19 protein-coding genes are annotated in these 19,368 nt (G+C 72.7%); 9 read left to right on the top strand and 10 right to left on the bottom strand.

The features are described from left to right. The 3 genes from PVK74_RS03245 to PVK74_RS03235 are packed head-to-tail and all read right to left on the bottom strand — an operon-like array spanning nucleotide 1 to nucleotide 2,797. On the bottom strand, nucleotides 1–1,098 hold the full coding sequence (locus tag PVK74_RS03245) for an NAD(P)H-dependent flavin oxidoreductase (RefSeq protein WP_338020358.1): 1,098 nt from the start codon (nucleotides 1,096–1,098) through the stop codon (nucleotides 1–3). Nucleotides 1,099–1,112: 14 nt separating this feature from the next. Continuing rightward, nucleotides 1,113–1,940: a CoA-transferase subunit beta gene (locus PVK74_RS03240; protein ID WP_274478125.1), complete on the bottom strand. Its 828-nt coding sequence runs from the start codon at nucleotides 1,938–1,940 to the stop codon at nucleotides 1,113–1,115. After that, on the bottom strand, nucleotides 1,937–2,797 hold the full coding sequence (locus PVK74_RS03235; RefSeq protein WP_069090082.1) for a CoA transferase subunit A: 861 nt from the start codon (nucleotides 2,795–2,797) through the stop codon (nucleotides 1,937–1,939). The genes PVK74_RS03240 and PVK74_RS03235 overlap by 4 nt, the downstream gene beginning before the upstream one ends. A 171-nt stretch (nucleotides 2,798–2,968) precedes the next feature. Between PVK74_RS03235 and PVK74_RS03230 the strand changes: the two genes are divergently transcribed. Further along, nucleotides 2,969–3,730, top strand: coding sequence for an enoyl-CoA hydratase/isomerase family protein (locus PVK74_RS03230; protein ID WP_274478123.1), 762 nt, complete (start codon nucleotides 2,969–2,971; stop codon nucleotides 3,728–3,730). Nucleotides 3,731–3,734: 4 nt separating this feature from the next. Here the strand turns inward: PVK74_RS03230 and PVK74_RS03225 are convergent, their stop codons facing one another. After that, the gene (locus PVK74_RS03225) at nucleotides 3,735–4,550 is read right to left on the bottom strand and encodes a sugar phosphate isomerase/epimerase family protein (RefSeq protein WP_274478121.1); all 816 of its coding nucleotides are present in this window, start codon (nucleotides 4,548–4,550) and stop codon (nucleotides 3,735–3,737) included. A gap of 64 nt (nucleotides 4,551–4,614) precedes the next feature. Then, the gene (locus PVK74_RS03220) at nucleotides 4,615–5,547 is read right to left on the bottom strand and encodes an SDR family NAD(P)-dependent oxidoreductase (RefSeq protein ID WP_274478120.1); all 933 of its coding nucleotides are present in this window, start codon (nucleotides 5,545–5,547) and stop codon (nucleotides 4,615–4,617) included. Nucleotides 5,548–5,738: 191 nt separating this feature from the next. Here PVK74_RS03220 and PVK74_RS03215 point away from each other — a divergent pair, with 191 nt between their 5' ends. Further along, the gene (locus tag PVK74_RS03215) at nucleotides 5,739–6,326 is read left to right on the top strand and encodes a TetR/AcrR family transcriptional regulator (protein WP_043324821.1); all 588 of its coding nucleotides are present in this window, start codon (nucleotides 5,739–5,741) and stop codon (nucleotides 6,324–6,326) included. 53 nt (nucleotides 6,327–6,379) lie between these two features. Further along, nucleotides 6,380–7,456: a phosphotransferase family protein gene (locus PVK74_RS03210; protein WP_274478117.1), complete on the top strand. Its 1,077-nt coding sequence runs from the start codon at nucleotides 6,380–6,382 to the stop codon at nucleotides 7,454–7,456. Nucleotides 7,457–7,542: 86 nt separating this feature from the next. On the opposite strand, the gene PVK74_RS03205 is transcribed toward PVK74_RS03210, so the two are convergent. Both PVK74_RS03205 and PVK74_RS03200 read right to left on the bottom strand, forming a co-directional pair. Further along, entirely contained in the window at nucleotides 7,543–8,763 is a 1,221-nt protein-coding gene (locus tag PVK74_RS03205) for an acetyl-CoA C-acetyltransferase (protein ID WP_064446335.1), read from the bottom strand. A 131-nt stretch (nucleotides 8,764–8,894) separates the two neighbouring features. Further along, nucleotides 8,895–10,499, bottom strand: a complete 1,605-nt coding sequence (locus PVK74_RS03200; RefSeq protein WP_231915493.1) for a FadD3 family acyl-CoA ligase — start codon at nucleotides 10,497–10,499, stop codon at nucleotides 8,895–8,897. 139 nt (nucleotides 10,500–10,638) lie between these two features. Here PVK74_RS03200 and PVK74_RS03195 point away from each other — a divergent pair, with 139 nt between their 5' ends. Both PVK74_RS03195 and PVK74_RS03190 read left to right on the top strand, forming a co-directional pair. After that, entirely contained in the window at nucleotides 10,639–11,790 is a 1,152-nt protein-coding gene (locus PVK74_RS03195) for an acetyl-CoA C-acetyltransferase (RefSeq protein ID WP_064446337.1), read from the top strand. Further along, a complete protein-coding gene (locus tag PVK74_RS03190) occupies nucleotides 11,790–12,596 on the top strand; it encodes an SDR family oxidoreductase (protein WP_069090078.1) in 807 nt (268 codons plus the stop codon). Before PVK74_RS03195 ends, PVK74_RS03190 begins: the two co-directional genes overlap by 1 nt. An 82-nt stretch (nucleotides 12,597–12,678) precedes the next feature. Here PVK74_RS03190 and PVK74_RS03185 read toward each other — a convergent pair whose 3' ends face one another. From PVK74_RS03185 to PVK74_RS03175, 3 genes are read right to left on the bottom strand one after another with little or no spacing between them, the layout of a single operon-like run. Beyond that, nucleotides 12,679–13,779 (bottom strand): acyl-CoA dehydrogenase family protein, encoded by a 1,101-nt coding sequence (locus PVK74_RS03185; protein WP_274478116.1) that lies wholly within the window; start codon nucleotides 13,777–13,779, stop codon nucleotides 12,679–12,681. A gap of 10 nt (nucleotides 13,780–13,789) precedes the next feature. Continuing rightward, on the bottom strand, nucleotides 13,790–14,938 hold the full coding sequence (locus PVK74_RS03180) for an acyl-CoA dehydrogenase family protein (protein ID WP_199496114.1): 1,149 nt from the start codon (nucleotides 14,936–14,938) through the stop codon (nucleotides 13,790–13,792). 13 nt (nucleotides 14,939–14,951) lie between these two features. After that, nucleotides 14,952–15,809, bottom strand: a complete 858-nt coding sequence (locus PVK74_RS03175) for an SDR family oxidoreductase (RefSeq protein ID WP_274478115.1) — start codon at nucleotides 15,807–15,809, stop codon at nucleotides 14,952–14,954. A gap of 139 nt (nucleotides 15,810–15,948) precedes the next feature. Between PVK74_RS03175 and PVK74_RS03170 the strand changes: the two genes are divergently transcribed. From PVK74_RS03170 to PVK74_RS03155, 4 genes are read left to right on the top strand one after another with little or no spacing between them, the layout of a single operon-like run. Then, nucleotides 15,949–17,163, top strand: a complete 1,215-nt coding sequence (locus PVK74_RS03170) for an MFS transporter (protein WP_064446342.1) — start codon at nucleotides 15,949–15,951, stop codon at nucleotides 17,161–17,163. A 35-nt stretch (nucleotides 17,164–17,198) separates the two neighbouring features. After that, entirely contained in the window at nucleotides 17,199–18,017 is an 819-nt protein-coding gene (locus tag PVK74_RS03165; RefSeq protein ID WP_210884752.1) for an SDR family NAD(P)-dependent oxidoreductase, read from the top strand. Beyond that, a complete protein-coding gene (locus PVK74_RS03160; protein WP_274478114.1) occupies nucleotides 18,010–18,603 on the top strand; it encodes a nuclear transport factor 2 family protein in 594 nt (197 codons plus the stop codon). The genes PVK74_RS03165 and PVK74_RS03160 overlap by 8 nt, the downstream gene beginning before the upstream one ends. Next, nucleotides 18,596–19,363: an SDR family oxidoreductase gene (locus PVK74_RS03155; protein WP_274478113.1), complete on the top strand. Its 768-nt coding sequence runs from the start codon at nucleotides 18,596–18,598 to the stop codon at nucleotides 19,361–19,363. The genes PVK74_RS03160 and PVK74_RS03155 overlap by 8 nt, the downstream gene beginning before the upstream one ends. The last annotated feature ends 5 nt before the right edge of the window (nucleotides 19,364–19,368 follow it).

Raw genomic sequence — 19,368 nt, 5'->3', positions numbered from 1 at the left:
CTACTCCTCCTTGTGCCCGGCCGGGGTCGACGCGACCGGCGCGGGCACGCCGAGCCGGTCGAGGGTCCGGGTGGCCTCGTCGATGATGCGGTCGATGAGCTCGGCGACGCTCGGGACGTCGTCGATCAGTCCGACGACCTGGCCGGTGGCCATGACGCCGAGGTCGGTCCTGCCCTCCAGCAGGGCCGACCGGTAGAGCATCGGAGCGTTTGCCGCCATGACGACCTGGCTCCACGTCAGGTCGTGGGCCTTGCGCATGGCCAGGCCCTCGCGGACCATGTCGCCCCACGGCGTGCCGGACAACTTCTGGAAGGCGAAGGCGTTGCGTACGGCCCGAAGCAGCCGGCCGGCGGCGGAGGTGCGCTCCAGCTCCTCGATCGTGCCGGCGCGCAGCACGCGCTGCGGCACGCCGTCGACCTGCAGGGTCAGGACGGTGTCGTTGACCGTCTTGGACAGGTAGACGTCCTTCACCGACGGCTGGACCGGCGAGTCGCTGGTGAGCAGGAAGCGGGTGCCCATGGCGACGCCCTCGGCGCCGTAGGCGAGCGCGGCGACGAGGCCGCGGCCGTCGAAGAAGCCGCCGGCCCCGATGACCGGGATGTCGACGGCGTCGACGACCTGGGGCAGCAGCAGGCTGGTGGGCACCCCGCCGGTGTGGCCGCCGCCCTCACCACCCTGCACGATGACGGCGTCGGCGCCCCACGCGGCGACCTTCTCGGCGTGGCGGCGCGCGCCGATCGACGGTACGACGACGAGGCCGGCGTCCTTGCACCTGGCGATGAGTTCCTGCTTGGGGGCCAGCGCGAAGGACGCGACCTTGACGCCGGCCGAGATGAGCAGGTCGATGCGCTTGACGACGTCCGGCTGGTCGGCACGGATGTTGACGCCGAACGGCGCGTCCGTGCCGGCCTGGATCTGCTCGACGGCCTCCACGAGCTCGTCGTAGGAGAGCAGGCCGGCCGCGAGGATGCCCAGTCCACCGGCGTTGGCCGTCGCGGTGGTCAGGCGCACGTCGGAGACGTAGCCCATGCCGGTCTGGACGATCGGGTACCGCACCCCGAACAGGTCGGTCGCCCGGGTACGCAGCGTCGGGTGCATCCCGCGGCCCTGACTCATGCCGGGATCTCGCGGTCGCGCAGCGAGCGGGGGTCGATGACCTCGCGGATGAGGCGCAGCTCCTCGGCGCTCGGCTCGCGGGTGGCCGGGACCTCGCCCTCGACGTGCACGGCACAGCCGGTGGCGGCGTGGAACTCGTCGAGCGTGACGCCGGGGTGCAGGCTGAGCAGCCGCATCGTGCCGTCGGGGCCACCGAAGTCGAGGACCGCGAGGTTGGTGACGACGCGCCGCAGCTCGTGGTGCGCGATCGCGGCCGGGCCGGCGGCCCGGGCGCTGTCGGTGCCGACGCCGGAGATCATGTCGACGGTCCGGACGAAGCTGCGCGTGGAGTGGTTGGGCACCCAGTAGCTGGTCGGGTGGTAGATGCTGTTGCCGGGGGCGCCGCGTACGCCGAGCAGCTGGACCTTGGGCCGGGTGTAGTCGCCGATGGCCGAGATGTTGGTGTTGCCGTGCCCGTCGATCTGGACCGGGATCATCATGACGTGCCGCTTGCCGTGCCAGACGAGGTCGAAGATGGTGCGGAACGGGCTCCAGCCCTCGATGACGACGCCCTCGGTGGCGTGCGGGTCCGCGCCGACCTCCCAGGAGCCGGAGACGAAGTGGGCCTCACCGTCGGTGAGCAGCAGGTCGGGGGCGACGGTGAGCCGGGCGAGGCGGACGCCGATGGCCGGGATCGTGCCGAAGGCGCTGGCGATGGACTCGCCGTCGCCGGCGAACGTGTCCGCCACGGCGACCGCGCAGTACTCGGCGCGGGTCACCGGCGCGTCGGCGGTGGTGGCGCTGCCCGTGGGCTGGTCCACGGACTCGGTGGCGGCGCTGCTCATGCGACCTCCTCGGCTCGGGCGGCGACGGCCGCCTGGTAGTCATCTTCGGTACCGGACAGGTACCGCTGCTCGAACTTGGCCCAGGCCTGCGGGTCGCCGGCGGCCTTGACGTACTCGCGCTGAAAGGCCTCGTCGCGCTCGTAGTCGGGGGCGCAGGAGGTGAAGTGCGCGCCGTTCGGGGTCTCGACGACACCGGCGACGAGCTGGCGATTGATCTTGATGGTCGCCGAGTGCCCGGCGGCGCTCAGCTCAGCCGTGGGCACGATCCGCTCGCAGGACATGAAGGCCTGGTCGGCGGCGAGGCAGTAGAGGTCGTCGAAGTACGGGTCGGGCCCGAGGAACTGGCCGTTGCCCTGGGCGTCGGCGCGGTTCATGTGCACGAGGGCCGCGTCGAGGCGCAGCGGCGGCATCGCCACGAGCTGCTCGGTGCCGTACGGGTCCTGGACGAGCTTGAGGTCGGGGTTGTGCTTCAGGACGTCCGACCCGAGCCCGGCGCGGGTCGGCAGGAAGGGCAGGCGGATGCCGGCGGCGTACAGCCCCCACTGGAGCATGCCCTCGTCGTACTCGGCGACCTCGACGGCGCCGTTCTGCCGCGCGGCGCGGAAGTGCGGGTCGAGGGCGATGCTGTCGAGGGAGACGAAACCGAAGACGACCTTCCTGACCTTGCCGGCGGCGCAGAGCAGCCCGACGTCCGGCCCGCCGTAGCTGACCACGGTCAGGTCCTTGAGGTCGGAACGCAGGATCTCGCGCACGAGGGCCATGGGCTTGCGCCGTGAGCCCCAGCCCCCGATGCCGATGGTCATCCCGGATTCGAGCCGCGACACGACGTCGCGGGCGGTCAGAGTCTTGTCGGCCATGTGTCCCTCATCGTTGCGTCTGTCGAGCACTGCCCGAGCGGTGGTGAGCAGCGCGAAGGGCGAGTCGCGTGCCGGGCATCCACGGCCGGGTCGCCATGTAGCAAGCGCTTGGTTGGTACACTAACAGCCCCAGGGGAAGGGTCAAGACCCTGCGGCCAAGGAGGGCGGAAGATGGACACCGTGGTGCGCGAGCGCGTCGACGCGGTGGGAGTCGTCAGGATCAATCGGCCGCAGGTGCGCAATGCCCTCGATCCCGACACCCTCCTGGCGATGACCGACGCCCTGCTCCGGTACGACGCGGACCCGGGCGTACGCGCGATCGTGCTGACCGGCACCGGCGAGTTGTCCTTCAGCGCGGGGATGGACCTGCGCGCCGCGGCCGAGGGACGCCTGGTCGACGTGGCCCGCAGCCCGCTGACGCTGCTGCGCGGCGGCTACCGCAAGCCGGTCATCGCCGCGGTCAACGGGCCCGCCGTCGGCGGCGGCTTCGAACTCGCCCTCGCCTGCGACCTCGTCGTCGCGGCCGAGCACGCCTACTTCGCGCTGCCCGAGGTGGGGCGCGGCATCGCCGCCACCGAGGGCGGCACCGACCTGCCGCGTCGCCTGCCGGTCGCCGTGGCGCTGGAACTCGGACTGACCGCCGAACCGCTTGCCGCGGCCCGGGCCCACGAGCTGGGGCTGGTCAACGCCGTGGTCCCGGCCGACGAGGTCCTGCCGCGCGCGTTGCAGCTGGGCGCCCGGATCGCGACCCACTCCCCCGCCGCGGTGCGGGCGACCAAGCGGCTCATGCACCTGAGCCTGGACCCCCGCGTGGGCGATCTCGCCGCGGTCAACAGGCTCGCGACCCTCGATCTGCTCGCCGGCCCGGACGCGGCCGAGGGCGCGGCCGCGTTCGTCGCCAAACGCGCGCCGCGATGGGCGGACGCGCCCTGAGCGCTCAGGGACGCGCCGCCGCGATCTGCGCACGCGTCCACGCGACCGAACGGGTCAGCGCCGGCTCGGCGCCCTCGGCCTCGACGGCCGGGCCGAGCAACTCGACGTCGACGACGCCGGTGTAGCCGGCCCGCAGCACGCTCGCCAGCAGACCGGCCATCGGCAGGTCGCCGTCCCCGGGCACCCACCGGTTCGGGAAGGTCGAGGTGCCGACCCGGAAGTCGGACACCTGCAGAATCTCGACCTGACCGACCCGGTCGCGGATCAGCTCCGTCAGGCCCCGCTCCTGCCAGCAGCAGTAGAGGTCGAGGCAGATGCCGATGCCGCAGAGGTCGGCCAGGGCGACGGCGTCGCGCGCGGTGTGGGTGAAGCTGAGGTCGCACTTGACCGGCAGCGTGTTCTCCACAGCGAGGCGTACCCCGTGTTCGCGGGCGGTGGCCACGACCGGAGCGATCCGCTCGGCGAACCGGCCGGCCGCCTCCTCCCACGTCAGGTGAGCCGACGGGCCCGAGGTGAGGTAGACGAGGTCGGCCCCGAGCCGGCCGGCGTCCACGACGCCCTGCCGCAACGCCGCGACCTGCTGCGCCCAGCCCGGCTCGTCGTCCGGGTGGGCGGTGAAGCTGTGCACGAGGTAGCCGAGCCGTACGTCGTGCCGGGCGAGCAGGTCACCGAGAGCGGCCACGCCGAAGGAGGCGACCTTGCTGCGCTGCAGGCCGACGAGGTCGGCACCGGTACGCCGGTACATCGCGACCTCCTCGGGCAGGGCCCAGGACATCGCGGCCATGCCGCTGACGCAGACCGGGTTGGTCGTGGCGGACATCGGGCTCCTGTCGGCTCGGCGGTCGTCCGGAGGGTCGGACGTCGGGTCGGCCTCGGACGTCGGGTCAGTCGAGGTATTGGATGCGCGCCCGGCGTACCCCGAGGGGCGCCAGGTGCGGTCGCAGCCGCGCCGTGACGGCCTCGGCGATGCGCTCCGGGGTCCACGCCGTGTCCCGCAGCACGGGCTCGGCGAGCGCCGGGTGGGTCGTCAGCATGAGTTCGGGACCGTAGGAGCGCAGCACCTGGCCGGTCAGTTCGGCGCTGAGGTCGGAGAGCAGGTAGAGCAGCAGCGGCACGTTGGCCTCGGGCGCGATGCCCGCGTTCTGCCCGCTCGGTACGCCGCGGAACTGTTCGAGCACCTCGGCCATCCGGGTCTGGGCGTTCGGGGAGATCGCGTTGACGCGGATCCCGACGTCGGCGAGTTCGGCCGCCCAGGCGTAGGTGAGCGTGGCGATCGCGGCCTTCGTCGCCCCGTACACGGCCGTCTCGGCACGGCCCATCTGCTCGCCCGAGGTGACGTTGACCAGGACCCCGTGCCCCTGGGCTCGCATCGCCGCGATGGCGGCGTCGCCCCAGGCGACGGCGCCGAGCACGTTGACCTCGAGCATCCGGCGCACAGTGGCCTCGGACTCGGCGCCGGCGCGGGCCATGGCGAAGACGCCGGCGTTGTTGACGAGGCCGTCGAGCCTGCCGTGCTCGGCGAGGCAGTCACGCACGACGTCGTGCGCGCTCGCCCAGTCCGCGACGTCGGCGACCCGGATCGAGCCCCGGCCGTCCGCCGCGGCGATCTGCCCGCTGAGCCGTTCGAGTCCGTCCGCGTCGACGTCGACCGCGACCACGTGGCCTCCGGCCGCGGCGATGCCGCGCGCGTACGCCGCCCCCAGCCCGCCGGCGGCGCCGGTGACGAGGACGACACGGCCGGCGAGCAGGCCGGCTGCCCGGTCGGGCCGGGCGGCGGACGGATGCCCGGACGGGACGGCGGGAATCGGGTCGGGCATCGGGCAGCCCCTCTCGGCTGATCGGGATCCGCAGCGGGCTCCGGGCACCGAACGAGCGCTTGGTTGGCCGCTACCCTAGGCATTGCGAGCACCCCGGTCAAGGGAGGCTGGCTTTATCATGCTGAAGGCATCGAAGTGATATAAAGCAAGCGCTTGACCAACACATTGCTCGAGGAACCGGGAGCACCCATATGTCGACGACCCAGGACCGACGCTCGGTCATCCTCGACAACGCCGCCCACCTTTTCGCAGCCAAAGGAATCGATGCCACGACCGTCCGCGAGATCGCCGATTCGGTCGGGATCCTCTCCGGCAGCCTGTACCACCACTTCAAGTCCAAGGACGAGATGGTCAACGCGATCATCTCGGACTACCTCACCGACCTGACCTACCGCTACGGCGAAGTCCTGGCGTCCGAGGAGAAGCCGGCGACCCAGTTGCGCAAGCTCGTCACCAGTTCGCTGGCCAACATCGAGGCCCACCCGCACGCGACCGAGATCTACCAGAACTCGAGCGGCTACCTGCCCAAGATCGAGGGCTACGAGCATATCCGCGAGGCGGCCGCCACGATCCAGCGGGCCTGGATCCAGGTGCTCGAGGCCGGTATCGCCACTGGCGACTTCCGCAACGACATCCCGGTACGCGTGCTGCACGGCATGCTGCGCGACGCGCTGTGGCTCTCGGTCCGCTGGTTCAAGCCGACCCCGTCGTACTCCATGGCGAACTTCGCCGACGACTTCGTCTCGGTGTTCCTCGACGGCATTCTCGCCCGCGACTGAGCGCGGACAAACCAAGCGCTTGCTAGGGTGGTGCCCGGAAGAGGAGGCGCCCCATGACGGCAGCAGGTCACGCCCGGACAGGTCCGGCCCCGATCGAGCCCACCCGGCACGCCGGGCTGCCCGCGGGCGTCGACGCCTGGCTCAGCCGCGCGGTGCCCGAGTTGCAGGGGGCCCTCCGGCACGAGATCATCGCCGGAGGGCGCTCCAACCTGACCTACCGGACCACCGACGCGGCCGGCCACGTCGTCGTGCTGCGCCGTCCACCACTCGGAAACCACCCGGCCACCGCGCACGACGTCCTGCGCGAGGCGCGGATCCTGCGCGGTCTGCACGGCCACCTCCCGGTGCCCCGGGTGCTCGCCGTCGAGGAGACGGGCGAGGTGGCCGGCGCCCCTCTCGTCGTACTCGAGCACCTCGACGGCGTGATCCTGCGCAGCCCCGCCGATGTCGAGCGGCTCACCACCGAGGCCGACCGCGCGCTCATCGGCCCCACGCTCGTCGACGCTCTCGTGGCCCTGCACCGACTCGCCCCGGAGGTCATCGGACTGGGCGGCCTGGCCCGCCGCCGTGACTACCTCACCCGGCAACTCGGACGCTGGCACGAGAACTGGCAGCGGAGCAGGATCCGCGACCTGCCCGACCTGCAGACCGCGCACGAGCACCTGGTGGCCGCGGCGCCCGGGCAGTCCCGCTCGGGGATCGTGCACGGCGACTTCCGCCTGGACAACTGCATGCTCGACTCGCGATGGCGGGTCCAGGGCGTACTCGACTGGGAACTCACCACCGTCGGCGACCCGCTGGCCGACGTCGGCCAGTTGCTCGTCTACTGGGCGCAGGCCGGCGACACGGCCCGCGCGCTGCACGACCCGGCCACGGTCCGGCCCGGCTTCTCGACCCGGGACGAACTGCTCTCCCGGTACTGCCTCGCCACCGGCACCGACCCGGGGCGGATCGACTACTTCGTCGCCTACAACTGGTGGAAGACCGCGTGCATCCTCGAGGGCGTGTACACCAGGGTCACGCAGGGCGCGATGAGCGGCCGCGACCGCACCGCGGCCTCGTTCGCCGAGCAGGCGGCCGCCGTCGCCGGCCGGGCGGCGGCCCTCGCCGCGGCGCTGCCCCGGCACTGATCCGCGCCCGGCCGTACCCACTCGGCGTGGTGGCATGAGCCGGCTGTCGACGTCCCCGGTTCGACCGGGGACGTCGACACACCCGCCTAGGAGAGCCGCTCGATGACCATCGCCATGCCCTGGCCACCGGCCGTGCACATGGTCTCGAGGCCGAACTGGCCGTCCCGCGCCCGCAGCCCGTTGATGAGCGTCGTCGTCATCCGCGCTCCGGTCTGACCGAACGGGTGGCCCAGGGCGATCGCGCCGCCGTGCACGTTGACCTGCTCGGGGTTGGCCTTGAGGTCCGAGATGGAGGGGACGACCTGAGCGGCGAACGCCTCGTTGAGCTCGACGAGATCGATGTCGGCCATCGAGAGCCCGGCCAGCGCGAGGGCCCGCCTCGACGCCTCGACCGGGCCGAGACCCATGATCTCCGGCGAGATCGCCGAGACACCGGTGGACAGGATCCGGGCCAGCGGCGTGACGCCGAGTTCGGCGGCCTTGCGGCTGGACATGATGATGAGGGCGGCCGCGCCGTCGTTGAGCGGGCAGCAGTTGCCCGCGGTCACCGTACCGTCGGGCCGGAAGGCCGGTTTGAGGCCGGACAGCGACTCGGCCGTCACTCCGGCGCGAGGGCTGTCGTCGGTGGCCACGACGGTGCCGTCGGCGAGGGTCACCGGCGTGATGTCGGTGGCGAAGAAGCCCGACTCGATCGCGGCCTGGGCCCGCTGCTGGCTCGTGGCGGCCCACTCGTCCTGCTCGGCGCGGCTCACACCGCGGTGGCTCGCGACGTTCTCCGCGGTCTCGCCCATCGCGATGTAGACGTCGGGCAGTTCATTCGCGTCGCGTGGGTCGGTCCACGGGCCGGCGCCACCCCGTCCGCGGGTGGCGGTGCGCTCCCCCGCCGCGGCGAAGATCGGGTTCTTCGTGTCCGGCATGCCGTCGGACTTGCCGGCGGCGAAGCGCGAGACGGCCTCGACCCCGGCGGAGACGAGCACGTCGGCCTCACCGGAGCGGATGGCGTGCAGCGCCATCCGGGTCGTCTGCAGGCTCGACGCGCAGTACCGCTGCACCGTCGTCCCGGGAACCCGGTCGAGCCCGAGTTCGACAGCGACGACGCGCGCGAGGCCCCAGCCCTGCTCGCCGGCCGGCTGCGCGCAGCCGAGCATGAGGTCGTCGATCTGGGTCGGGTCGAGCGCCGGCACCTGGGCCAGGGCCGCCTGGACCATCTGGGTGGCCAGGTCGTCGGCCCGCATCGAGGCCAACGACCCCTTGAAGGCCCGGCCGATCGGCGAGCGCGCCGCGGCGACGATGACTGCGTCCTGCATTGGTGTCCTCCGGTTCTCGGGCTGGCGCCCGTGACGGCGGTGCCGTCGGTGTCAGGTCTGGTCGGGGCGTCGGGCCTGCCGGCGAGCAGGGCACCGGGGCCGGTGCGCCCGCACGAAGCGCAACGCCGGGCTCACCCGGTGAGCTTGAACTTCTGGATCTTTCCGCTCGCGGTTCGTGGCAGCGCCGCAACGACGGTGAAGCTGCGCGGGCGCTTGAAGTTGGCCAGCCGCTCCCGGCACCACGCCTCGAGCTCGTCGGCGAGCGCCGACTCGTCACCGGTCCAGGCGGGAACGGTCTGCACGAAGGCGCTGCCGACCTCGCCCATCCGCGCGTCGGGGACCCCGACGACCGCGACGTCGAAGACGGCGGGATGTTCGGACAGCACCCGCTCGACCTCGGCGGGGTAGACGTTGAAGCCACCGACCATGTAGACGTCCTTGATCCGGTCGGTGATGCGCAGGTAGCCGTCCTCGTCGACCCAGCCGACGTCACCGGTGTGCAGCCAGCCGTCCTCGTCGATGGCCTGCGCCGTGGCGTCCGGGTCCTCGAAGTAGCCCGCCATCACGTTGTAGCCGCGCACGAGGATCTCGCCCGACTCGCCGGCCGGCAGCGGCTGTCCGTCGAGACCGGCGATCCGCAACTCGGTGCCCGGGATCGCCCGCCCGCAGCTGGTCGAGATCCGTTCGAGGCCGGCGTCGGGCGGGCACACGGTAGCGGTGCCGCACGTCTCGGTCAGGCCGTAGGCGGTGATGACGTCGCGGAAGCCGAGTTCCTCGCGCATCCGGCGCAGCAGCGGCACCGGCACGATCGTGGCGCCGGTGACGGCCAGGCGTACCGAGCTGAGGTCGTACCTGCCGAGGTCGGGGTGTTCGAGCAGGGACGTGTAGACGGTGGGCGCGCCGGGGAAGACCGTGACCCGTTCCTGCTCGATGAGACGCAGCACGGTCTCGACGGCGAACACGGCGACCGGGATGATCGTGGCGCGTGTGAGGAGGCAGGCCAGGATGCCGGCCCGCCAGCCGAAGCTGTGGAAGAACGGGTTGACCATGAGATAGCGGTCGCCTCGCCGCAGCCCGACGAGTCGGGCCCACTCCCGGTCGACGCGAAGGTTCGAGGCGTGCGAGACCATCGCGCCCTTGGGGTAGCCGGTGGTGCCGGAGGTGAACAGGATGTCGGACACGTCCTCCGGGGCGAGGGCGGCGATCCGTTCGTCGACGACTCCGGGGTCGACCTGGTCGGCCAGCGCGGTGAAGCCCGCCAGGGACCACACGCCGTGATCGGTCTGCTCGCGGCCGGTGGCAGACAGGTCGACGACGGTACGCACCGAGGGCAGCAGTGGCACGGGGCGGCCGACGGCCGGTGACGACCCGTCACCGCGCAGCGCGGCCAGGTAGTGGGAGTCCAGGAAGGCGTCGTCCAGGACGACCATCGTGGCCCGGACCTTGGCGATGACGGACCGTGCCTCCGCACCACGGAAGCGGGTGTTGACGGGGCACAGCACGCCGCCCGCGGCCAGCACGCCGAGGGCGCTGACGACCCAGTCGGCGCTGTTCGGGGCCCAGACGACGACGCGGTCCCCCGGCTCGAGACCGTGCGCGACAGCGGCCCGCGCGAACCGGTTGACGGCCGCGTCGAGCTCGGCGAAGGTCATCCGCACGTCCCCGTCGACGAGGGCCTCCAGCTCGGCGGCGTCCTGCGCGGCCTGCCGCAGCAGGGCGGGGATCGTGGTCAACACGTCACTCACGCACATCTCCTCACGCGGAGCCGGTCACTTGTCGGAAACGAAGCACAGACTACCAACCAAGCGCTTGCTAGACTAGCGGCAGCGACGCCGGCGGCACCGACCGGTGAGGCATCTGAAGGAAGGGAACCCGGTGGCAGAGGCATACATCGTGGACGCCGTCCGCACCCCCGTCACGCGACGCGGTGGCGCGCTCGCCAAGATCCACTCCGCCGATCTGGGAGCCGCCGCGCTCACCAGCCTCATGAGTTCCTCGGGGATCGATCCCGGCGCCGTCGAGGACGTCGTGTTCGGCTGTGTCGACACCATCGGCCCACAGGCCGGTGACATCGCCCGCACCGCCTGGCTCGCCGCCGGCCTCCCGCAGCACGTACCCGGCGTCACAGTGGACCGGCAGTGCGGCTCGAGCCAGCAGGCGGTGCACTTCGCGGCCCAGGCCGTCATGGCCGGAGTCAACGACGTCGTGGTCGCCGGGGGCGTGCAGAACATGAGTGCCATCCCCATCTCGGCCGCGATGCTCACCGGTCAGCAGTACGGCTTCGACGACCCCTTCTCCGGGTCGATCGGCTGGCGCGAGCGCTACGGCGACGAGCAGATCTCGCAGTTCCGCTCGGCCGAGATGATCGCCGAGAAGTGGGGCGTCAGCCGGGAGGACATGGAGCGCTTCGCCCTGCGTAGCCACGAGCGGGCCCTGCGGGCCATCGCCGAGGGCCGCTTCGGCCGCGAGATCCGCGCCGTCGGCGACGTCGACACCGACACCTGTCCGCGCGCCGACACGAGCCTGGAGAAGATGGCCGCCCTCGACCCGCTGACCCCCGGCGGCCGGGTCACCGCCGCCGTGGCGAGCCAGATCTGCGACGGCGCGGCGGCCCTGCTCGTCATGAGCGAGCAGGCCGTGGCCGAGCACGGCGTGACCCCGCGCGCCCGGATCCACCACCTGTCGGTACGCGCCGACGACCCGGTGCTGATGCTCACCGCCCCGATCCCCGCCACCGCCCACGCGCTCGAACGCACCGGAATGTCGATCGACGACATCGACCTGTTCGAGATCAACGAGGCGTTCGCCTCGGTCGTGCTCGCCTGGCTCCAGGAGACGGGGGCCGACCCGGAGCGGGTCAACGTCAACGGCGGCGCGATCGCCCTGGGCCACCCGCTCGGCGCCACCGGCGCCCGGCTGATGACCACCCTCCTGCACGAGCTCGAACGCACCGGCGGCCGCTACGGCCTGCAGGTGATGTGCGAGGGCGGCGGCCAGGCCAACGTCACGATCATCGAGAGGCTCTGATGACCCACTCCCCCGAGACGCCCGGCGGCGTCGACCTGACCGGCCAGGTCGCCGTCGTCACCGGAGGCACCCGTGGCATCGGCGCCGAGATCACCCGCGCCTTCCTCAGGGCCGGGGCGCGGGTGATCGTGTGCGGCCGCAGCGAGCCCGAGGAACTGCCCGGGATCGACGGACGCACGCCCGTCTTCGTCCAGTCGGACGTACGCGACCCGGAGCAGGCCAAGGCCCTCGTCGCCGCGGCGGTGGACCGGTTCGGCCGGCTCGACATCCTGGTCAACAACGCCGGTGGCGCACCGAGCGCCGACACCGCGACGGTGTCCCCCCGCTTCGTCTCGGCGGTCGTCACGCTCAACCTGCTCGCCCCGTTCTACGTCGCCCAGCAGGCCAACGAGGTCATGCAGCGTCAGGGCAGCGGGACGATCATCAACATCGGCTCGGTCGCCGGAGCCAACCCGGCCCCGGACACCGCCGCGTACGCCGCGGCCAAGGCGGGCCTGACGATGCTGACCCGGTGCCTCGGACTCGACTTCGCGCCCGCCGTACGGGTCAACCAGGTGACTGTGGGTCTCGTGCAGACCGAGCTGTCGCATCTCTACTACGGCGACGAGGCGGGGCAGGACCGCGTGGCGCGGACCATCCCCATGCGGCGGATGGCCACCCCGGCCGACATCGCCGCGGCCTGCCTGTTGCTCGTCTCGCCGCTGTCCGCCTACGTCACCGGCACGGAGATCGTCGTCGACGGTGGTGGGGAGATCCCGTCGCGGCACCTGGCCGCCCAGCCGCCCGGCGCCGGTCCGCTCGGCTGAGCGCGCGGGGCATGTACGGCGGAGCCGCACCGGTTCGGTGCGGCCCCTCCGCTCCTGCCTGCCGTGGAGTGCGGCGCCTCGCTCAGAGGCCGGCGAGCGCCGCCACCTCGGCGCGGACCGCCGCCGCAGAGCCGGCCAGCAGCTGGGCCGACTTGCCGCGCTTGAAGAACAGGTGTGCGTGGTGCTCGAAGGTGAACCCGATGCCGCCGTGCAACTGGATCGCCTCGGCCGCGACGGTCATCAGCGTGTCGGCGCACACGAGCTTGGCCAGCGCCGCGTCGTGCGAGCGGGTGGCGGCCCCGGTGCGCAACGTCGTGACGAGGTGGTCGGCGGTGGCCCGCGCCCCGGCGACCGCGACGGCGAGGTCGGCGCAGCGGTGCTTGAGGGCCTGGAACGACCCGATCGGGCGGCCGAACTGCTCCCGCACCTTGAGGTAGTCGACGGTGAGGTCGAGGCAGGCGCGGGCGGCGGCCGCCGACTCCAGCGCGAGCATCGCGCGTACGTGGTCCAGCAGCACCCGGGCACCGTCGCCGCCGGGGGCGTCGACCCGGGTGGCGGCGGCCTCGCGCAGGCGCACGGTGCTCAGCCGACGGGTCTGGTCGAGCGTCATGTGCGTCCGCACGTCCACCCCGTCGGCGGCCCGGTCCACCGCGTAGACGCCGAGCTCACCGCCCTCGTTGCGGGCGGTGACGAGAACGACCCGGGCGGCTTCGGCCCCGGCGACGAGGGTCTTCGTCCCGGTCAGCGCCCACTCGTCCCCGGCGCCGGTGGCCCGGGTGGCGGTCTGCCCGAGATCCCAGCCCGCGCCGTCCTCGGCGAGCGCGACGGCCAGGGTCAGCTGCTCGTCCACGACGCGTGCCAGCAGGGGCTCGGCGCTCGGGCCGAGGGCGCGGGCGGCGAGGATCGCGGTGAGGCTCGTCGCGAGCGCGCCCGGCACGAGCCGGGCCCCGAGCTCCTCGATGACGGCGGTCGCGGCGGGCACGTCCAGGCCGAGGCCGCCGAGGTGCTCCGGTACGACGAGGCCGAGCAGGCCCAGCTCGGCCGTGAGCAACTCATGCAGCAGCGGGTCGTAGCCCTGCTCCCCGACCATGACCTCGTGGGTTCGGCGCAGGTCGGCCTGCCCGTCGAGCACCTCGGCCACGGAGGCACGGATCTCGGCGAGGTCCTCGGGCGTTCCGGTCATCGTCCTCACCTCATCGGGGCAGGCCGAGCAGGCGCTCGGCGATGATGTTGCGCTGGATCTCGTTGGAGCCGCCGTAGATCGTGTTGGCGCGGCTGAAGAGGAAGTGGGTCTGGGCGTCGTCCAGCTCGTACCCGGGCCCGGTGAGCAGCGCCCCGGCCCCCTCGACGTCGACCGCGAGCTCACCCAGCGAGCGGTTCCACGTGGCCCACTGGAGCTTGGAGATCGACGCCTCCAGACCGGACAGCCCCTCACCGGCGGACGCGAGCAGCCGCACCGCCGAGTGCCGCATCACCTCGAGCCCGATGTATGCGTCCACGAGGCGGTCACGCAGCGCCGGCTCCTGCCAGGCGCCGTTGGAGCGGGCCCGGGCGATGACGGCGTCGAGGCGCCGGCGGAAGCCGATCTGCTGGCCGAGGGTGGACACGCCCCGCTCGAAGCCCAGCGTGCCCATGGCGACCTTCCAGCCCTCGCCCTCGGCGCCGACACGGTGCTCGACGGCGGCGACGGCCTCGTCGAAGAAGACCTCGTTGAACTCGCTCGTGCCGGTCAGCTGGGTGATCGGGCGCACCGTCACGCCGGGCTGATTCATCGGCACCAGCAGGTACGACAGGCCCGCGTGGCGGGTCGAGCCGGGATCGGTGCGGCACAGCACGAAGCACCAGTCGGCCAGGTGCGCCAGCGAGGTCCACACCTTTTGCCCGGTGATGACGTAGTGGTCGCCCCGGCGTTCGGCGCGGGTGCGCACCCCGGCGAGGTCCGAGCCCGCGCCGGGCTCGGAGTAGCCCTGGCACCAGATGTCCTCACCGCTGGTGATGCGGGGCAGGAAGCGGGCCTTCTGCTCCGGCGTGCCGAACGCGAGCAGGGTCGGGCCGAGCAGCTGCTCGGACATGTGCCCGAGCCGGCCGGGCGCGCCGGCGCGGGCGTACTCCTCGTGGAAGATGACCTGCTGGGCGAGGGTCGCGGGGCGACCGCCGTACTCGGTGGGCCAGGAGAGGCCGATCCAGCCGGCCCGGCCCAGGTGGCGCTCCCACTCGCGGCGCAGCTCGTGCGCCTCGTGCTCGCGTCCCTCGCCGCCGGTGCCGACCGCCTCGGCGAACGGCCCGGTCAGGGCCTCCTGGAGCCAGCCGCGGATCTCGGCCCGGAACTGCTCGTCGCTCACCGGCGCACCCATGTCAGGCACCGTAGACGGGGGTCGGCGGCTCGGAGCGGGCGATGAGGTCGGCGACCACGTCGGTGAGCTCCTCCGGTTCCCATCGGCCGCCCTTGTCGGCGGCTGGCCCGTGGCGCCAGCCGTCGGCGAGCGAGACCTCGCCGCCGGCGACCTCGAAGACGGCGCCGCTGACGGCCCGCGCGGCGTCGGAGCCGAGCCAGACCACGAGCGGGGAGACGTTTGCCGGGTCCATCGCGTCGAAGCCCGTCTCGGGGGCGGCCATCGTCTCGGCGAAGACAGCCTCGGTCATCGGGGTACGGGCCGAGGGGGCGATGGCGTTGACGACGATGCCGTACCGGGCCCACTCGGCGGCCGCGATCTGGGTCAGCGCGGCGATCCCGGCCTTGGCGGCGCCGTAGTTGCCCTGTCCGACGCTGCCCATGAGCCCCGCGCCGGAGGACGTGTTGACCACGCGCGCGGCGACCGGGCGGCCGGCCTTGGCCTCGTCCCACCAGTAGGCGGCTGCGTGGCGCATCGGGACGAAGTGTCCCTTGAGGTCGACCCGCAGGACCAGGTCCCACTCCTGCTCGCTCATGTTGACAAGCATCCGGTCGCGGTTGATGCCGGCGTTGTTGACGAGGGTGTGCAGCCCGCCGAAGGTCTCGACCGTCTCGCGCACGAGGCGCTCACCGTAGGCCCAGTCGCTGACGTCGCCGGTGCTGACGACCGCGCGACCGCCCAGCGCGCGGATCTCGTCGACGACGGCCTGGGCCGCCGCCCGGCTGCTGTCGATGTCGTTGACGACGACGTTCGCGCCCTGCCGGGCGAATTCGAGGGCGTGGACCCGGCCCAGCCCCTGTCCGGCACCGGTCACGATCACCGTTCGTCCTGCGCAGAAGCCGCTCACGGCACGCCCTTTCACTCGAGGTACGGGAAGAAAACCACACCCGGCACTAGCTATGCAAGCAAGCGCTTGGTAGGGTCCCGGAAACGACAGAAGGATGGCGAAAGACGTGAAAATGTTCTCGGCCCTGCAATTCCGAGACTTCCGCTTCGTACTCCTGACCCTGGTGTTGTCCCAGGCCGGCTACTGGGGCTGCAACATCGCCTTCCAGTCGGTGCTGATCGAGAGCGACGCCACCCCGGCGACGATGGGTGCGCTCTTCTTCTGTCTGCTCGTGCCGTTCACGCTCTTCTCCATCCCGGCCGGGGTGCTGGCCGACGCGGTCGACCGGCGGCGGCTGCAGATCGGCGTGCTCCTGGCGACCACCGTCCTGGCCGGGGTCTGCGCGGCGACGATCGCGGCCAGCATCGTCGCCCTGCCCGTGATGCTCGGGCTCGCCTTCCTCGCCGGCACCGGAATCAGCTTTCTGTCCCCCGTGACCCAGGCGCTCGTGGCAAACACCGTCCCGGCCGAGGCGCTCGGCCATGCCGTCCCGATCCAGGCGGCCGGGCTCAACCTCGCCCGCTCGATCGGCCCCGCGGTCGCCGGGCTGATCCTCGTGGCCTGGGGACCGCTGGGCACGTTCGTGATGTACGCGACGCTCACTCTCGCCGCGGCCGCCGCCGCGGTAGCGGTCCGCACCCGGCGCATCCCGCCGGCCGTCCGGGTGGCCCGGGAGAGCCTGACCACCCAGGTACGCGCGGGGATCCGGCACGCCCGCGAGCGTCCTCCGGCCGCGCTCTGCCTCGTCATCGTCGCGGTGAACGCGTTCTTCGGGTGCGCCTTCACCACCCAGCTCCCCGTCCGGGCGGCCGCGACCACTGACAACCCGGACCCGGTCTTCCCCGTGCTCGTGGCGCTGACCGGGCTGGGCTCGCTCCTCGGCATCCTCGTCGTGGCCCGCCTCTCCGAGCGCATCGCCACCGTGTGGCACGCCGCTGTCACCCTCGTTCTGCTCGGCCTGAGCAACGCCCTGCTCGGCGCCGCCACGACGGTGCCCGTGCTCGCGGCGGCCGCGCTGCTGTGCGGCACGTTCAGCATCGGCGCCATGGTGACCCTGCAGACGGTGGTCCAGAAGGTCGTCGACGACGCGCAGCGCGGCCGGGTGATGAGCCTCTACTTCCTCGGCTGGGGTGGCATGCCGTTCGGCGCCCTCCTGCTCGGCGGGCTGAGCACGTGGCTCGGCTCCACGACCGCGTTCCTGCTGTACGCCGCCGCATGCCTGGCCACGGCCGCCACCGTGCTCCTGTGGTTGCGCCGCGGACGCGCCGACCCCCTCCCTGCGACCTGACCTCCCCCGGCCCTCCCACCTCCTCAGGAGTTGTCGTGACCGACCAGTCCTCCCCGACCGCGCCCACGGCGGCACTGCCCGTGCCCGCCGACTTCGTCCACCGCGCCGGCGTCGCGCTCGTCACCGGCGGCACCGGCGGCCTCGGCCGGGTCATCGCCCGCGAGCTGGCGCGCCGAGGGTCGGCAGTGGCGATCACCTACCGCAGCGACGCCGACGCCGCCCGGCAGGTGCTCGACGAACTGCCGCCCGTCGCGTCCGGCACGCACTCGGCGCACCACCTCGATCTCACCGACGCCGAGGCCACCGCCGCGCTCGTGGCGCAGCTCACCGGACGCGGACCGCTGCACACGGTCGTGCACGCGGCCGGGCCGCACGTGCCCATGCGGCACCTGTCCACAGTGCGTCCCGAGCAGTTCGCCACGCAGGTCGCAAACGACACGACCGCCTTCTTCACGCTGGTCTCGGCCTGCCTCCCGGCCCTGCGGCAGAGCCGTGGCAACGTCGTGGCGATCACGACCGCGGCGACGACGCGCTATCCCGCCCGGGACGGCCTGTCCGCCGCGCCGAAGGCGGCGGTCGAGGCGCTCGTACGGGCCTTCGCCAACGAGGAGGGCCGCTTCGGCATCCGGTTCAACTGCGTCGGCCCAGGCATGCTCACCGACGGCATGGCCGAGCGGCTGATCTCCTCCGGTGACCTCGACGAGCGCGCCCTGGCCGTCGCCCGGTCCTCGACTCCACTGCGGCGGTTCGGCAGTGCCCTCGACATCGCCGAGGCCGCCTGCTTCCTGGCCAGCGACCGGGCCGGCTTCATCTCCGGGCAGAAGCTCGACGTCGACGGAGGCTTCGGTGTCTGAACCGTCGCGGTCCCTCCCGGTCGAGCTGGACGCGCTGCTCGCCGAGCGGGCCGTCGAACGGGCCCTGCTGCGCTATGCACGCGGGATCGACCGGATGGACCGGGCCCTGGCCGCGAGCGCCTTCCACCCGGACGCCCGGATCACCCTCGGCGGGACCACCGCCGACCGGGACACGATGCTGGACACGGTCTTCGCGCTCGTGGCGCGGCGCACCATGACGATGCACTACCTGACGAACATCCTGGTCGAGCTCGACCCGGCCGACCCGGACCGCGCCCGGGCCGAGACGTACGGCATCGCGTTGCAGCGCAGCACGTCCGAACCGCCACGCGGCAACATCATCAGCGGGTTTCGCTACGTCGACCTGGTCACCCGGCGCGCGGGCGAGTGGCGCGTGCGGGAACGCCGCACCGTCTCCGAGTGGCAGCGGGTCGACGACCTCGCCGGCCAGTGGCCGATCCCCGAGGCGGCACTGCGGGGAGCCCGCGACGCCTCCGACCCGATCAGCAGCCCGTGGCCGCCCGGCGGCCCGGCTGCGGAGGCCGGGCCGGACCCGGCCGGCGAGCCCGGGCGCCCCTGTGGGTAACCCGCGGCCGGGGGTCGGCGCCGACGCGCCGCGGCTCGGCTTCCGCACGGGCGACGTCGTCGTCGTGACCGGGGCCGGCAGCGGGATCGGCGCGGCGACCGCGGCAGCAGCCGCCGCCCAGGGACTCGTGGTGTCCGCCTGGGACCTCGACGCCGCCGCACTCGCGGCGGTGAGCGCCGCGGTCCGCGCGACGGGCGGGGTGGTCGACCCGCACGTGGTCGACGTCGCCGACGAGGCGGCCGTGCGCGCGGCCCTGTCCGGGACCCGCTCGGCGTACGGGCCGGTGCGCCACCTCGTCAACAACGCCGGCCCGTCCTCGGCGACCGAACTCGACTTCGACCACGCCGTACGGCTGTGTGTCGGCAGCGTACGGTCGGTGACCCGGGCCTGGCTCGAACAGGCCCCGCCCGGGGCGACCCTCGTGAACACCGCCTCGGTCGCCGGCACCGTCGTGGGCACCGCCTCCGACTGGTACAGCGCGGCGAAGGCAGCGATCGTCGGCTACACCCGGCACCTGGCCGCGCACCGGGCCGACGTCGTACGGGCCAACGCGGTCGCACCCGGCATGGTGGACACCCCGAGGTTGCGGGGCTTCGCCGAGTCCCCGACGGGGCAGTCCGTGCTGGCCCGGGTGCCGAGCCACCGGATGGCCACACCGGACGAGATCGCCTGGCCGATCCTCTTCCTGCTCTCGCCGCTGGCCTCGTACGTCAACGGGGCGGTGCTCGTCGTTGACGGCGGGTGGACCGTCACGCAGTGAACGCG

The sequence above is a fragment of the Micromonospora chalcea genome (genome assembly GCF_028768405.1).
Classification (GTDB): Bacteria; Actinomycetota; Actinomycetes; order Mycobacteriales; family Micromonosporaceae; genus Micromonospora; species Micromonospora chalcea.
Note: the sequence above shows the minus strand (reverse complement) of the source record. Positions and strands in the feature narration are given on the sequence as shown.